Raw genomic sequence first — 14,217 nt, 5'->3', positions numbered from 1 at the left:
ACTAATTGTATTGCTTACTTAGATGATGAACATGTAATCTGATCTTATCAACCCTGGCAGTTACATGTTTCACGTACTTGAATAGCTCAGTTTCAAGTATATAAACTTGGCCTGAATACGAATTGATTCCAACATCGTTAGCGGTCTCATCTGCTTCTTTTTCGATTTCACGCATCGCTTTACATTCTTCATTCATAAAATGAACGAAACTCTTCGAGTCATATTCGCTTTCAAATTTCTTAATGTCCTTGAGTGTCTTTTTTATTTCCTTGTCCTCACTTGTTCGTGAGAGTTTAGTTAACACATTATATAAAACTGTATCATAGTGATGGATATCATCAAGAAGTGAAATGATCTTTGTCCGATAATTTTCATCAGCGCATAATTCCTGCAGTCCTTCGTATGATGATAATTTGTCTGCTTCCAAATCCCAATCGTAAGTTATCTCATCAATTTTTTCATCAAGTCTTTTTTCGTCTTCTTGACCAAAAAGGCTCACTGAGATGAGTATAAATACGCTTACTAAAATGCTTTTCATATTTCTTAAGCTAAAAGTAATAATTGATGGTATCAAATTCCGCTCCAAAATTGCTTTTGAAACAGCAATTGCTAAGGTAACTATTCGTATTTTGGCATTTATACGTATAAAACCTGATTTTCAACTACTAGTTTAATAGTACTTTTTCTTACTAATACGATGATACGAATTATTTATTTTTCAATAATCCTAATAGGATGTTCCTCACCACCACAAGAAGGCATTGAAATAATCAATGCAGAAAAGCTAATTGAGTTGCAAAAAGCCGGAACGGTAGTGGTAGATATTCGAACGCTAAAAGAGTATGATCAAGGACATTTGCCTGGGGTAATTCACATTGATTTTTTCTCATCGGACTTTTTAGAGCGCATCAAAGAACAGGATACGTCAAACCCTCTGATCATACATTGTGCAAGCGGCGGTAGGAGCAGAAAAGCAGCAGAAATGTTGCAGGAAGCAGGTTTTAAGCTGATTTATGATTACAAAGGGGGTTTTTCAGACTGGAAATCAAAAGGACTGGATATTGAATAAGAATTGTGTCACAGGCAAGAGATCATTCGTGGATGAGGAACTGGCGCTAGAAGCATTGGTGCAGAATCACATCATAAATGATTACCCTATCAATCAGGGTCCATGTGATGTATATAAGTGTATCGAATGCGATAATTGGCATTTCACCTCAAAAGGAAGAAACGCACTACTTGATGATCCGGAGATAATTGCTAGAATCAAGAAAGACAGATTAGCCAACCAGTGGGAGCGAAGGTTAAGATAAAGAGAACCGCTCCAGTTTTGCCGAAGCGGTTCGGATCCAACAATTATATTATGAGAAGATTAATAGTCAGAGATGAATCCTGAAGTAAAGAGAGCAAATTTTATTGAAATAGTTATATTATTTTACATTAGCGGTTAATTAATAAATCAATCATATGAATCAAGATCAAGTAATAGAAAGACTGAAATCAGGTAACGAAAGGTTTATTTCGAACAAACTGAATGGTGAAATGCAGAATGATCAGCGACGATCTGAACTCACTGGAGGACAATCACCATGGGCTATCGTCTTGAGTTGCGCGGATAGTAGAGTTGTTCCTGAAATTACTTTTGATACTGGACTCGGTGAGCTTTTTGTGCTTCGTGTTGCTGGAAATATTGCAAATACAGATACTATAGCAAGTATTGAATACGCTGTGGCTCACCTCGGAACTGAAGTAATAGTGGTAATGGGTCACGAAAGCTGTGGTGCTGTTGGAGCTGCTTTGGCTGGTGGAGACAATGGTTATAACTTAAATCATCTCCTAGCGCAAATAGCGCCAGCTAAAGCACAAGCAGGAAGCGATGATGTAAATGTAGTGGTGAAAAAAAATGCGGAACTATCTGCTAAAGATTTATACAATAGGTCATCTATTATAAAAGGAGCGGTAGATAACAGTAAGCTAAAAATTGTGACGGCTTTTTATAATCTGGGAAGTGGAAAGGTGGATTTTCTCTAGTATCAAACCAATCTTATACAATTAGAAAGTCCGCACCAGCGGACTTTTTTAGTTAGTACCTTTTTTTCGCTCATTTAGATCAACAAGAAGAAAATTCATCCGCTGCATGTCATTGACAAGTTCATTGAGATGTGTTTTCTCAACATCAACCTTTTCCTTTTCTTCAAAACTCTTTGCTATCTCCTTTTCTACCAATATGAAGGTGTCAATAGATTTGGAAAGATGCCTTACAAGGTTTTTTGTATGATAAAGTCGCTGGTAAAAATCAGTTAGCATTCTATTATGCTTCGTGTAATATTCGAGTGGGGGAGTCTTATTATTGATGCTTTCAAGCAATAATTCAAAGTCTGCAATTGATTGGTCATCTATTCGATTAAGTCTAGGTAGATACGAGGTGTTAATGTATGACTTGAGTATTTGGAGAGAATTGATTAAGTCGCTCTCCGAATTAAGCACGTGCGCTTGTATCTTTCGTTTTTTTGTTGGATTCATACCATTGATATTGCTTGGTAAAATGCCACTGACAACACCTCCAAGTCCAAAAATTCCTCCGATTGTTTCAGTTGTACCTTTTAGTGCTCGGTAAATGCTAAACCCGTTTGGTATCAGGAGATAATAATTTTGAATGTATTTATCTACGACCTTGGTATGAACAAGAATACTATCAGGAATACGCATAGACTCTTCATATTCATTGATTGATCTGATGATGGTTGCAATCCTCAAAGAGTCGGAGCTGTGAAGTGAACTTTCAAGATTTTTCGCTTCAAGGTTGAGATCTGCAACACGAACATTTAATTCCTGAATGTACCTCGGGTGATTAGCAATAGCCTGAAAATAGTTATGAGACATTTTTAATTGACTCTTGCTCAAAGGAGCACATCCAATGAGAATAGTTAATGATAATCCTAAAAGAGCAGTTCTAATTTTCATTTCCTTAAATCTCACAACTATTTAGTTAATAGGGATATTGAATATAAAACTTTTATCATGCCATGTCATGTTTTACCTTTGCAATACACTATAACTAAAGCAACAAAGAAGCTATCTTCTTAAGCAAGAACCAAAAGATCACAATACAGCAATCGGTACATATTCCTAGCGAAAGGAGTGGTCTGTGATTTTTGATATAGCAATATTTGCCATTTATATTGTTTTAGTTTTCGCGGTAGGACTTTATTTCTATCGAAAAAATAAAACCAGCGATGACTATTATGTTGCTGGAAGAAATGTTTCTAGCTGGCACATTGGACTTTCAGTAGTTGCGACAGATGTTGGTGGTGGATTTTCTATAGGATTAGGTGGTTTAGGATTTACTATAGGACTTTCAGGGTCTTGGTTATTATTTACTGGGTTAATAGGTGCATGGATGGCCGCTGTTCTCCTGATTCCCAAGGTATATCAACTGCCTGGTATACGGAAGCTTACAACGCTTCCTCAAATATTTGAATATTTTTATGGTAAACATGTGGCAATCCTTGCCGGCATAATCACCACTATTGGTTATCTCGGGTTTACCAGTTCTCAGATAATTGCTGGTGCTAAACTAGCATCGGGCACATTCGCCAACTTCTCCTTTGAGTATGCAGTCTTGCTTATGGGATTGGTGGCTATTGGTTATACAATTTTAGGTGGTTTGAAAGCAGTCATTTATACAGACACCTTCCAGTGGATTATTTTGATGGCAGGGTTATTATTTGCGGGCATTCCATTTGGCTTTAAAGCTATTGGTGGCTGGAACGCACTCGACAATATTTTAAATAAGGATCTATTGACCCTAACAAACCTCACGTGGCATGATTTAGTTAACTGGTCTGTCACTATTATTCCCATATGGTTCGTAGGTATGACGCTATATCAGAGAATTTTCGCCAGCAGAGGTGAGAAACAAGCAAAAAAAGCATGGCTTATTGCTGGACTTTTTGAGTGGCCCGTTATGGCATTCCTAGGTGTTATACTTGGACTTTTTGCAAGAGTTGCCTTTGATCAAGGACTGTTTGAATCTATAGGATTTGCGGCTTCTGCCAGTATAGATCCGGAGCTTGGTCTACCAATTTTGCTTCGTACAGTACTCCCGCATGGATTGATGGGATTGGTGTTAGCTGCGTATTTCTCAGCTGTAATGTCCACGGCGGATAGTTGCCTAATGGCCTCATCAGGATCATTTCTAACCGACATACTTCGGTTCCAGCCTGAAGGCAATTTCGAAATGGATAAAAAATCTTTACGTGCTTCACAAATTGCAACACTTAGCCTTGGAATCATTTCACTGGTGATCGCATTGTCTTTGGAAAACGTATTGGAAGCCATGCTTTTTTCATATGCTTTTATGGTTTCAGGATTACTTGTACCTATAATCGGGGCTTTTTATTGGAAGCATGCAACGAGGCTGGGAGCGCTATTGGCAATGACTTTCGGCGGTACCACCACTACCTTACTTACTTTGTTTGAAATCAAATGGTTTGGGCTGGATCCCAACTTATTTGGAATATCTGTTGCTGCATGCTTTTATATATGTACCGGACTAATTAAATCTCAACAAAAATGAATATCTCCATTAAGAAATACGCACCTGCACAGACGGTAGGCTTATACGAAAAAGAGGAAATAGTGAGTTTTCTACATAGATTCCTTGATGAATTTGGTGACCCGAAGGAAGACATCAGGAACTGCATCGAATATGCTTTAAACGCCGGAAAACATCCAGGAGGTCTTATCCTTTCAGCTTGGGATGACGATAATATCGTGGGAGCTACCATTATCAATAAAACCGGAATGGCCGGTTACATACCTGAAAATATTCTTGTCTACATAGCAACACATTCTGACTATCGTGGAAAAGGTATAGGACGGCAACTCATGGAAAGAGCATTTAAAGAAACAGTAGGTGACATAGCCCTCCATGTGGAACCAAACAATCCTGCAAAAGGACTGTATGAAAAATTAGGCTTCACAAACAAATATTTAGAAATGAGATGGAAGAGATCATGATAGATGACCTAACAACTTTTAGAAGAGAACTACATCAAAATCCTGAAGTGTCCCAAAATGAAACTGAGACGCAACGAAGAATTATTGAATTCCTTAATAAAATAGGTGTTGAAGGAAGGAAAATCGGAGGTACAGGCGTGTATGTAGACTTTAACACCAGTCGTAAAGGAAAAACAATCATGCTCAGGTCAGATCATGATGCGCTTCCTATTCATGAGATTAATGATTTTGAACATAAATCCAAAAAGGATGGAGTGTCACATAAATGTGGTCATGATGGACACACAGCTATAATGTGTGGTGTAGCTGATTATTTCAAACACAACCCACTATCACAGGGACGCTTAATTCTAATATTTCAGCCAGCAGAAGAGAATGGAGAAGGAGCAAAGGCCGTCCTTGCTGATAAACAATTCAACTTCAATCCTGATTTAGTCTTTGCACTACATAATTTACCCGGTTATCCTCTTCATGAGGTAGTGGTGAAAGAAGATAGCTTCACCTCAGCGGCTAAGAGTATCATCATCAAACTAGACGGGAAAACTTCTCATGCTGCCGAGCCAGAAAAGGGAATAAATCCCGCAATGACGATCTCTGAACTCGTAACAATGTTTGAAGAAGAAGCGCAGCCTGATTGGAAGCGTGATGATTTTGCGCTAACAACGCCAATATTTATAAACATGGGAGAACTCTCCTATGGAGTCTCTGCTGGACATGGAGAAGTTCACTATACATTACGGACATGGAGCAATGAAATAATGGAAGAACTGACCAACAGGATAATGGTAAGAATTGATGCAATAGCCGCAAAGTATGATATTCAGGCAAGTATTAGCTGGACAGAAGCGTTCGAGTCGAATAGGAATGACAGCAAGGCAGTAAAGATAATAAAGGAAGCAATCGCTGCTAATCTGTTGAATAGCGAGGAGCGAACCTGGCCTTTTAAATGGGGAGAGGATTTCGGATTGTTTACTCAGAAATTCCCTGGAGCCATGTTTGGCATTGGTTCAGGCGAAAATTGTCCAGCCCTACATAATCCTGATTATGATTATCCAGATGAGATTACCGAAACTGGGATTAAAATGTTTACAGTAATTGTTGAAAAAGCCATAAATGAATAGTCCGTCATACATAGAATTAAATAGTAAGGCTTTTGAGAATAATCTGGTTTTTATACAGCGTCTTATAAAGAAAGGTACACGTATATCTTCCGTTGTAAAAGGCAATGCATATGGTCATGGAATTCGTGACTTTGTACCAATGGCAGAGTCATATGGAGTTGATCATTTTTCTGTACACAGCGCAGATGAGGCCAAGGAGGTGTTAGAAACCAAGCAAAATGATGATACGGAAATCATGATCATGGGCTATATCTCTAATGAAGATATTGAATGGGCAATAGAAAATAACATCTCCTTCTTTGTCTTTGAGTTTGACAGGCTCGAAGCTGCTTTTTACGCTGCTAATGAGCTAGATAAAAAGGCACTTATTCATATTGAATTGGAAACAGGTATGAACAGAACCGGTTTTGATCACGACGAGGTTCTGAGATTGATCCCAATGTTAATTGAACACGAGCAATCCATTGAGATTGAAGGTATTTGCACCCATTTTGCTGGTGCAGAAAGCATTGCCAACTATTACAGAGTTCAGGAGCAAAAGATCAAGTTCGTGGAGCTAAAGCAATTGTTGGAAAAGAGTGGTGTTAAGGCTAAAATGGAGCATACATGTTGTTCGGCAGCATCCATTCGATTTCCAGAAATGCATGGTGATATGGTTCGCATAGGCATTCTTCAATACGGCTTTTGGCCGAGTACAGAAATCTTAATTGAACACCTTAAGAGTAGAGAGGACAAGTCAGAACCATTGAGGAGATTGATTAGCTGGAAAAGCACAATAATGAGTGTAAAACAAATAGAAATGGGTGAGTTTGTTGGATATGGCACAACCTTTTTGGCCCAGCGAGATATGAAAATAGCTATTGTTCCGATCGGTTATTCACATGGATTTAGTAGATCGCTAAGCAATACGGGTCGGGTTTCAATCAATGGCGTTAGAACATCAGTGTTAGGAATGGTGAATATGAACAATATGGCGGTTGATGTTTCTGAAATTGAGCATGCGAAAAAAGGTGATGTTGTTACGCTGATTGGTCGGGACGGTGATGTAGAGATTAGTGTAGCGTCATTTGGCGAATTGAGTGATCAGCTTAACTATGAGTTGCTCACAAGATTGCCAGCTAAAATTCCCCGTTTAATAAACTAGCAATGGCATTTATAGAACTATATAAAGACAAGTTGAAGCGGAACTATCAGTTCTTGGATGACTTATTCAAGGAAAATGGAATCGAATGGGCTGTGGTTTCGAAGCTGCTGTGTGGTAATGAAAAGTATTTGCAAGAAGTTGTAAACCTTGGTGCTAAAGAAATTTGCGATTCACGGATTAGTAATTTAGAAGTAGTAAAGAAAATTGCACCTGAGGTGCAGACAGTTTACATAAAGCCGCCGGCTAAGAGAAGTATCCACCGTCTCGTTAAGTATGCAGATGCCAGTTTCAACACAGAATACAAAACCATCAAATGGATATCAGATGAAGCTGTGAAACAAAACAAGATGCATAAGGTCATTATAATGATCGAGTTGGGGGATTTGAGGGAAGGCGTGATGGGTGATCATTTGATGGATTTTTATGAATCAGTATTTAACCTTCCAAACATTGTGGTCACTGGAATTGGGTCAAATTTGAATTGTCTATATGGTGTGATGCCTTCTGAAGATAAACTAATACAACTCTCTCTATACGAGCAACTTATAGAAGCTAAATTCAATAAGAAAATACCATGGGTTTCCGGAGGCACCTCAGTAGTGGTTCCACTGTTATTTAAGAAGCAAATACCAGATGGGATTAATCATTTCAGGATTGGAGAAATGTTATTCTTCGGTCTCGACCTATTCACCCAAGAGACTGTACCCGGAATGGAAAGTGATGTCTTTAGGTTGCATTCGGAAATTATTGAAATTACTGAAAAACCTAAAGTACCTATTGGATTTATGGATGCCAACCCTTCTGGAGAGGTATTCGAAATCAATCAAGCGGATTATGGTAAGACGTCCTATAGAGCCATACTAGACATTGGACTTTTGGATGTATCGGAGGATTTTTTAATGCCTGAAGATGATTCCATAGAAATAACGGGCGCAAGCTCTGATATGCTAATAGTTGACTTGGGCGATTCCAGCCAAAAATATAAGGTAGGAGATCTGATTTCATTCAAATTGAAATACATGGGAGCCTTAAGTATTTTCAACTCAGATTATATCGAAAAGCGAGTTGTCTAACTATTAGCATGAACTTTCCTACTTTTGCGGCAAATCACCCAATATGTCTGCAGAATTCCAAAGAAAAAAGCTTGGCTACTTTTTTCGCATTTTAGATTTGAATAGCAATAGTTGTCTTCAAATGGATGATCTCACTGAGATGGTCGAAAAGGTGCGCATAAGACTGAATTACGAGCCAAATAGCAAAGAACATAAAAGAATTACTGACAAAGCAGTCAAGCTTTTCAATTCTCTTGTAAAGGATATCAAACCATTTTCTTTCAATCAGGTAACTGAAAGAGAATGGGTTGATTTTTTTCTTAAGAAAGTGATTTTATCGGGAGATGAAGATACTTTGGACGACTATAAAGAGCTGATTTTCAACTTCATGTTTGATTTCTTCGATCAGAATAGAGATGGATTTATCTCCAAAAAAGAATACGAAGACTTCTACGATACTTTTGGAATAGATAGAACCTATTGTGACAAAGCATTTAGCCTCCTTGATAAGACTCAGAGCTATAGACTTTCAAGGTATGATTTAATGACTGCAGTGGAGGAGTTCTTTGCATCGAGTGACCCAACACTGCCGGGCAATTGGATTTTTGGAAATTGGGATTCTGAACCGCACGCTGAAATCTAGTTCAGGCCGTCGATAATAGAATCATCTACTAAGTTGGGAAGCGTCACTTTCAAACTTGGAGTTCGATCCATTTCGCGCCTGATTGCAAAAAGTGCTTCCTCATTTCTTGCCCAGCTTCTACGTGCAATCCCATTGTTCACATCATAAAAAAGCATAGCTTTCAACCTTCTATAAGCAGCGTCAGAACCATCTAACAACATTCCAAAACCTCCATTAATTACTTCACCCCAGCCAACACCACCACCATTATGTATCGAAACCCAAGTTGCACCTCGGAAGCTATCACCAATAACATTTTGAATAGCCATATCCGCCGTGAATCTGCTTCCATCATAGATATTGCTCGTCTCACGATATGGAGAATCGGTACCGCTTACGTCGTGATGGTCCCGGCCTAATACAATGGGAGCTGAGATATCCCCTGATCTAATGGCTTTATTGAAAGCTTCAGCAATCTTAGATCTACCTTCTGCATCAGCATAAAGTATCCGGGCCTTGGAACCTACTACCAACTGATTCTTCTCAGCTTCTTCTATCCAGCGAATGTTGTCCATCATTTGTTGCTGAATTTCTGGTGGAGATTGATCTTTGATTTCATTCATCACCTTCAGTGCTAGTTGATCAGACTTTCTTAGATCATCAGCATCACAAGATGTACAAACCCATCTAAACGGACCAAAACCATAATCGAAACACATAGGGCCGAGTATGTCCTGAACATAGGAAGGATACTTGAAATCTATGCCATTTTGTGCCATTACATCACCACCAGCTCTTGAAGCCTCCAAAAGAAATGCATTTCCATAATCAAAAAAGTAGGTTCCGCGCTCGGCATGCTTGTTTACTGCCGCTGCATGCCTTCTCAATGACTCTTGTACTTTAAGCTTAAACGCTTCAGGTTTATTACGTATCATATCATTGGATTCGTCAAAACCAAGGTCTACCGGATAGTACCCACCTGACCATGGGTTGTGTAAAGATGTTTGGTCGGAGCCAAGTTCGATCAATATGTCATGGTCGTAAAACTGTTCCCAAACATCTACAACGTTACCCACGAAAGCGATCGAAACAACTTCGTTCTTCACTTTGGCTTGCTTCACTCGTACAATGAGCTCATTAATGTCGTCTATGATTTCATCTACCCAGCCTTGTTCGTGCCGTTTATAAGCTGCATTTGGATTCACTTCAGCGCAAATAGTAATGCATCCGGCAATATTTCCGGCCTTAGGTTGTGCACCGCTCATGCCACCTAAGCCTGCTGTAAGAAAGATTTTTCCAGCAGGAGAGCCAGATCCGAGTTTCTTTCTAAAAGCATTCATTACAGTGATTGTTGTCCCATGGACTATGCCCTGAGGACCAATGTACATGTACGATCCTGCAGTCATCTGACCATATTGCGTAACACCTAAGGCATTGAATTTTTCCCAATCATCTGGTTGAGAATAATTGGATATCATCATACCATTGGTAACGACCACCCTGGGCGCTTCTTTATGCGATGGAAATAACCCCATTGGATGCCCGGAATACATATGGAGTGTTTGTTCATCGGTCATTGTAGCCAGGTACTGCATCGTGAGCAGGTATTGTGCCCAGTTTTGAAATACAGCACCATTGCCACCATAGGTGATTAGCTCTTCCGGATGTTGTGCTACTGCGGGATCAAGATTATTCTGAATCATCAACATTATAGATGCTGCTTGTCTTGACTTTGCAGGATATTCATCTATTGGTCGGGCATACATTTTATATTCTGGCATGAATCTATACATATAGATCCTACCAAAATTGTTTAATTCCTGAGCAAATTCATTCGCAAGTTCTGCATGCCAATGGGCAGGGAAGTAGCGCAATGCATTTCTTATGGCGAGTTTTTTTTCTTCCCGTGTAAGAATGTCTTTACGTTTTGGAGCTCGGTTTGCTCCGCCGTTTAGAGCTTTCTTCAATGGAAGATCGGTAGGTATTCCTAATAGTATATGATCCTTGAACGTCATAGTGTGGTCATTAATAGAGGTCAAACTCTGAGCTAAACTCAGTTTCTAGTGAAATTGAATACTTTTTGGCCGCTGCTCGTGCCACGTCAATTAATTCTTTATTCTTCACCATTTCAATGGCTGTTTCCATTATTTCATTCATCACGCCATCTTTGGTAATGTGCGCTATTTTAGTCCTTACATGATCATGAATGGAGGCCATAATTTTGCTGGATTTTAATGGTCGATGAAAATCCAATGCTTGTGCTGCACAAAATATTTCTACTCCAATAATTTTTTCCACGTTCTCAACTACTTTCAAAGCCTTTCTTCCGCCAATGGAACCCATGCTCACATGGTCTTCCTGACCCAATGAAGTTGGAATACTATCTGCACTTGCTGGGAAGCATAAACCTTTGTTTTCGCTGGCCAATGCGGCGGTAGTGTATTGAGGAATCATAAAACCAGAGTTGGTACCTGTTTCGCTTAACAAGAGTTTTGGTACACCAGGTGTATCACCTTCTAGTGAGAGATATATTCTACGATCTGAAATGCTACCGATTTCAGCTGCCGCCAGGCATGCATAATCTATCGGTAGGGCCATTGGCTGTCCATGAAAATTACCACCACTGATGGTATGATCTGAACTGAACACAATTGGATTATCTGTAACTGAATTGATCTCAATTTCAAGCATTTCTTTTACATGAAGCCATGCATTACGTGAGGCACCATGAACCTGAGGCATGCATCGAAGTGAGTAGGGGTCCTGCACTCTGGCACAACTCGCATGGGAGTGAACCACTTCAGATCCATCCAATAAATTACTGATGAATGCTGCCACATGCCCATTCCCTTTATAAGCTCTAATTTGGTGTAATTCTGGAGAAAATGGTTTGACAGAAGCTAACAAGCCCTCAATCATCATGGCACCGGAAATGTCTGCGTGCACCAGGACATTCTGCAATTGTTCTACAATTTTAATGGCATGAGCAGCAATGAACTGGGTTCCATTAATTAAACCAAGTCCTTCTTTAGCTCCAAGATCAAGTTGTTTTATGCCTTCTTTTTCTAGCCACTGTCCCGTATCAATGAATGATCCATTGACTTTGACCTTTCCAAGTCCAATCAAAGGAAGAAACAGGTGCGAAAGTGGTGCTAAATCACCAGAAGCTCCAACGGAGCCTTGCTCCGGTACAAGAGGTATAATGTTATTGTCAATGTGAAAAATTATTCTGTCAATCGTCTCTTCCTTTACACCTGAAAATCCTTTAGCCAAGGCATGAACCTTGAGTATCATCATCAACTTGGCTATTTCATCTCTAATAGGTTCCCCAAGGCCTACCGCATGGCTCATCAGTAAATTTTTCTGTAATGTGTTAGTCTCTGCCTTTGAAATCTGTGTTGTACATAATGGTCCAAATCCTGTATTGATTCCATAGACAGCTTGCTCACCATCTGCGATCACTTTTACTGCATCAGCACTCTTATTGACAGCTTCTCGTGCATTTTTGGAGAGTATTCCTTTGGTATTTCCTTTAGCTATAGAAAGGGCTATACCGGCAGTTAGATGATCTTCGCCATAATTAAAAATTGAAGGTGTTGCAGCCATAGTAAAGTTGTTAAGACAACAAAGTTAATGGCTTAAAGAAAGGAATGATAACGGTTAAATAAAAAAACCGAATGATCCTTTGATCATTCGGAGTTTTAGTAACCTAATCCTTAATAAAAGAAATCTCTTATGAAGAGGATTATTAACAGCTATAACTTCTGAAATGAAGAATGGTTACGGGCTTTTTTACAATTGGCGAAAATAGATTGAGACTGGACAAAATTGTATTTGAAGAAATATGGTCGGCTAAAATGAACTGGCCGTCTAAGAATAGATATTATGGTAGCATCAAGGATGAGATGAATAAAGGTGTACGGAAAGTAAACTCAGTGTGGAGGGTGATATCTACTTTGATAGGAGTCTATTCTATCAATACTTCAGTACAAAACCTTAGTACTTGGGGACATTCCTCTATTTCGGCCTCTAAGCATACCTCATACGTGCCGGCGCTAAACTGGTATTGAAGTTTGTTGTCACCTCCACTATCTTCTAATTCAGAGAAAATAAGTACATCATTAGAATAAATAGCCCACGTGAAGTCAATTAGGTCCTTAGCTTCAAAATTGGCAATGAATTCAAAAGTATTGCTGTTTATCTCCTCCGTTACATATGAAACAAATGGGCACGCATCTACAGAAATAATCTGGCAATATTCAGTGCCAGAAAAGCAATCTCCCTCTGGCAAGGAAGTTTTGATGCATATTTCGTATTCCCCGGATGCGAAGGTTTCGATCAGCCTATTATCTCCTTGAGCAGCTCCTCCGTCGGTTTCAATCTTGTCGTCATTGATGTACCAATCATAAGCTATGTCGTTGATTTGCTCAAAGTCTGCAACAAAGAGAAATCTGTTCACCTGGACGGTGTCAATTCTGAAAAACAATTGTGGACACTTCTCACAAGTATCAAAGATTTCAAAAAGCTCGAAAGGGGTTTCAACCGAGATGTTTGTATTGGAAGCATAATCCAATAATTCGATAGGATAGCTGAATTTTGGCTGTTTATCGAATCCTTGTTCTAATTCAAAGCTGAAGTAGGCACTTTGACTGTCAATAACAACTTGATTACTATCTATATCCAACATGGTAATCGGATAAATCAAATCAAAACATTGCGTGAAAAAAGGATCGAACTCATCTCTTAAAGTGAGTATCTCGCATTCATCAAGTAAGTTGATGAATTCCTGTTCATTTTCAATATTCTTTATCACACCACCTTTCGTAGCAATAAAAGGGAATTGGATTGCATTGATGTGCTGATCAATTGTTGAATTAATGGCAACTTCACTCAAACCGATAAAATCCGAAACTGTTATTGATAGGTTATTATTGAATTGGAGCTTCAAAGGATAAAGGAATTGAACGCAACCTTCTTCCCGCAACGAACCGTGCTCGATTGCTCGTAGAACTGAAACAATTGCTACGCTTTCTGAAATTCCAGTAGTGTCAACCTCTGTGGGTAGATCTAACTCATCCTCAGAAACACAAGACTGCGTCAGAAGCATTGATAGACTGAGTAGGAGCAGGCTCCAAACTTTCAGTTCTTTTATCAATGCAGTTGGTATCATAAATATGTTTCGGAACTTAAAATTAATTCTATTCAAACTTTAAAAATAGGGAACCGCCCTATGGAATGGCAGGTTCCCCTTATCAA

General features: G+C 39.2%; 14 protein-coding genes. 9 read left to right on the top strand and 5 right to left on the bottom strand.

Annotated features, from left to right (window positions below):
- Window position 1: 1 nt before the first annotated feature.
- Entirely contained in the window at window positions 2-538 is a 537-nt protein-coding gene (locus tag ABJG98_RS03385) for a hypothetical protein (protein ID WP_348278058.1), read from the bottom strand.
- 159 nt (window positions 539-697) lie between these two features.
- On the opposite strand from ABJG98_RS03385, the gene ABJG98_RS03380 reads away from it, so the two are divergent.
- The 3 genes from ABJG98_RS03380 to ABJG98_RS03370 all read left to right on the top strand — a co-directional run bounded on the left by ABJG98_RS03380 (window position 698) and on the right by ABJG98_RS03370 (window position 2,031).
- On the top strand, window positions 698-1,069 hold the full coding sequence (locus tag ABJG98_RS03380) for a rhodanese-like domain-containing protein (protein WP_348278057.1): 372 nt from the start codon (window positions 698-700) through the stop codon (window positions 1,067-1,069).
- Entirely contained in the window at window positions 1,062-1,313 is a 252-nt protein-coding gene (locus tag ABJG98_RS03375) for a hypothetical protein (RefSeq protein WP_348278056.1), read from the top strand. Before ABJG98_RS03380 ends, ABJG98_RS03375 begins: the two co-directional genes overlap by 8 nt.
- A 154-nt stretch (window positions 1,314-1,467) precedes the next feature.
- Window positions 1,468-2,031, top strand: coding sequence for a carbonic anhydrase (locus ABJG98_RS03370; protein WP_348278055.1), 564 nt, complete (start codon window positions 1,468-1,470; stop codon window positions 2,029-2,031).
- Window positions 2,032-2,079: 48 nt separating this feature from the next.
- Here ABJG98_RS03370 and ABJG98_RS03365 read toward each other — a convergent pair whose 3' ends face one another.
- The gene (locus tag ABJG98_RS03365; protein ID WP_348278054.1) at window positions 2,080-2,964 is read right to left on the bottom strand and encodes a hypothetical protein; all 885 of its coding nucleotides are present in this window, start codon (window positions 2,962-2,964) and stop codon (window positions 2,080-2,082) included.
- Between the two features lie 184 nt (window positions 2,965-3,148).
- Between ABJG98_RS03365 and ABJG98_RS03360 the strand changes: the two genes are divergently transcribed.
- From ABJG98_RS03360 to ABJG98_RS03335, 6 genes are read left to right on the top strand one after another with little or no spacing between them, the layout of a single operon-like run.
- Window positions 3,149-4,579, top strand: coding sequence for a sodium:solute symporter family protein (locus ABJG98_RS03360; RefSeq protein ID WP_348278053.1), 1,431 nt, complete (start codon window positions 3,149-3,151; stop codon window positions 4,577-4,579).
- Complete coding sequence (locus ABJG98_RS03355) at window positions 4,576-5,022, top strand: GNAT family N-acetyltransferase (protein WP_348278052.1); 447 nt, start codon at window positions 4,576-4,578, stop codon at window positions 5,020-5,022. Before ABJG98_RS03360 ends, ABJG98_RS03355 begins: the two co-directional genes overlap by 4 nt.
- Window positions 5,007-6,143: an amidohydrolase gene (locus ABJG98_RS03350; RefSeq protein WP_348278051.1), complete on the top strand. Its 1,137-nt coding sequence runs from the start codon at window positions 5,007-5,009 to the stop codon at window positions 6,141-6,143. The genes ABJG98_RS03355 and ABJG98_RS03350 overlap by 16 nt, the downstream gene beginning before the upstream one ends.
- Window positions 6,136-7,287 (top strand): alanine racemase, encoded by a 1,152-nt coding sequence (gene alr / locus ABJG98_RS03345; protein ID WP_348278050.1) that lies wholly within the window; start codon window positions 6,136-6,138, stop codon window positions 7,285-7,287. The genes ABJG98_RS03350 and alr overlap by 8 nt, the downstream gene beginning before the upstream one ends.
- Window positions 7,288-7,289: 2 nt before the next feature.
- Window positions 7,290-8,360 carry an alanine/ornithine racemase family PLP-dependent enzyme gene (locus tag ABJG98_RS03340; RefSeq protein ID WP_348278049.1) on the top strand — a complete coding sequence of 357 codons (1,071 nt, stop codon included), beginning with the start codon at window positions 7,290-7,292 and terminating at the stop codon, window positions 8,358-8,360.
- A gap of 43 nt (window positions 8,361-8,403) precedes the next feature.
- Window positions 8,404-8,982 carry a hypothetical protein gene (locus ABJG98_RS03335; RefSeq protein WP_348278048.1) on the top strand — a complete coding sequence of 193 codons (579 nt, stop codon included), beginning with the start codon at window positions 8,404-8,406 and terminating at the stop codon, window positions 8,980-8,982.
- On the opposite strand, the gene ABJG98_RS03330 is transcribed toward ABJG98_RS03335, so the two are convergent.
- From ABJG98_RS03330 to ABJG98_RS03320, 3 genes are all read right to left on the bottom strand, one after another.
- Window positions 8,979-10,976: a urocanate hydratase gene (locus ABJG98_RS03330; RefSeq protein WP_348278047.1), complete on the bottom strand. Its 1,998-nt coding sequence runs from the start codon at window positions 10,974-10,976 to the stop codon at window positions 8,979-8,981. The genes ABJG98_RS03335 and ABJG98_RS03330 overlap by 4 nt on opposite strands.
- Before the next feature lie 10 nt (window positions 10,977-10,986).
- On the bottom strand, window positions 10,987-12,567 hold the full coding sequence (gene hutH, locus ABJG98_RS03325) for a histidine ammonia-lyase (RefSeq protein ID WP_348278046.1): 1,581 nt from the start codon (window positions 12,565-12,567) through the stop codon (window positions 10,987-10,989).
- 361 nt (window positions 12,568-12,928) lie between these two features.
- The gene (locus tag ABJG98_RS03320; protein ID WP_348278045.1) at window positions 12,929-14,167 is read right to left on the bottom strand and encodes a hypothetical protein; all 1,239 of its coding nucleotides are present in this window, start codon (window positions 14,165-14,167) and stop codon (window positions 12,929-12,931) included.
- Window positions 14,168-14,217 lie beyond the last annotated feature (50 nt).

Origin of the sequence: Ekhidna sp., from assembly GCF_039960695.1 — a bacterium.
Lineage (GTDB): Bacteria > Bacteroidota > Bacteroidia > Cytophagales > Cyclobacteriaceae > Ekhidna.
The sequence above is the reverse complement of the archived record's forward strand: the minus strand, read 5'-3'. Positions and strand labels throughout refer to the sequence as shown.

What these genes read in the sequence shown, in the direction of transcription:
- alr (WP_348278050.1), top strand. Translation starts at nt 6,136, where the DNA reads ATGAATAGTCCGTCATACATAGAATTAAATAGTAAGGCTTTTGAGAAT.
- ABJG98_RS03380 (WP_348278057.1), top strand. Translation starts at nt 698, where the DNA reads ATGATACGAATTATTTATTTTTCAATAATCCTAATAGGATGTTCCTCA.
- hutH (WP_348278046.1), bottom strand. Translation starts at nt 12,567, where the DNA reads ATGGCTGCAACACCTTCAATTTTTAATTATGGCGAAGATCATCTAACT.
- ABJG98_RS03340 (WP_348278049.1), top strand. Translation starts at nt 7,290, where the DNA reads ATGGCATTTATAGAACTATATAAAGACAAGTTGAAGCGGAACTATCAG.
- ABJG98_RS03365 (WP_348278054.1), bottom strand. Translation starts at nt 2,964, where the DNA reads ATGAAAATTAGAACTGCTCTTTTAGGATTATCATTAACTATTCTCATT.
- ABJG98_RS03385 (WP_348278058.1), bottom strand. Translation starts at nt 538, where the DNA reads ATGAAAAGCATTTTAGTAAGCGTATTTATACTCATCTCAGTGAGCCTT.
- ABJG98_RS03335 (WP_348278048.1), top strand. Translation starts at nt 8,404, where the DNA reads ATGTCTGCAGAATTCCAAAGAAAAAAGCTTGGCTACTTTTTTCGCATT.
- ABJG98_RS03330 (WP_348278047.1), bottom strand. Translation starts at nt 10,976, where the DNA reads ATGACGTTCAAGGATCATATACTATTAGGAATACCTACCGATCTTCCA.
- ABJG98_RS03350 (WP_348278051.1), top strand. Translation starts at nt 5,007, where the DNA reads ATGGAAGAGATCATGATAGATGACCTAACAACTTTTAGAAGAGAACTA.
- ABJG98_RS03370 (WP_348278055.1), top strand. Translation starts at nt 1,468, where the DNA reads ATGAATCAAGATCAAGTAATAGAAAGACTGAAATCAGGTAACGAAAGG.
- ABJG98_RS03355 (WP_348278052.1), top strand. Translation starts at nt 4,576, where the DNA reads ATGAATATCTCCATTAAGAAATACGCACCTGCACAGACGGTAGGCTTA.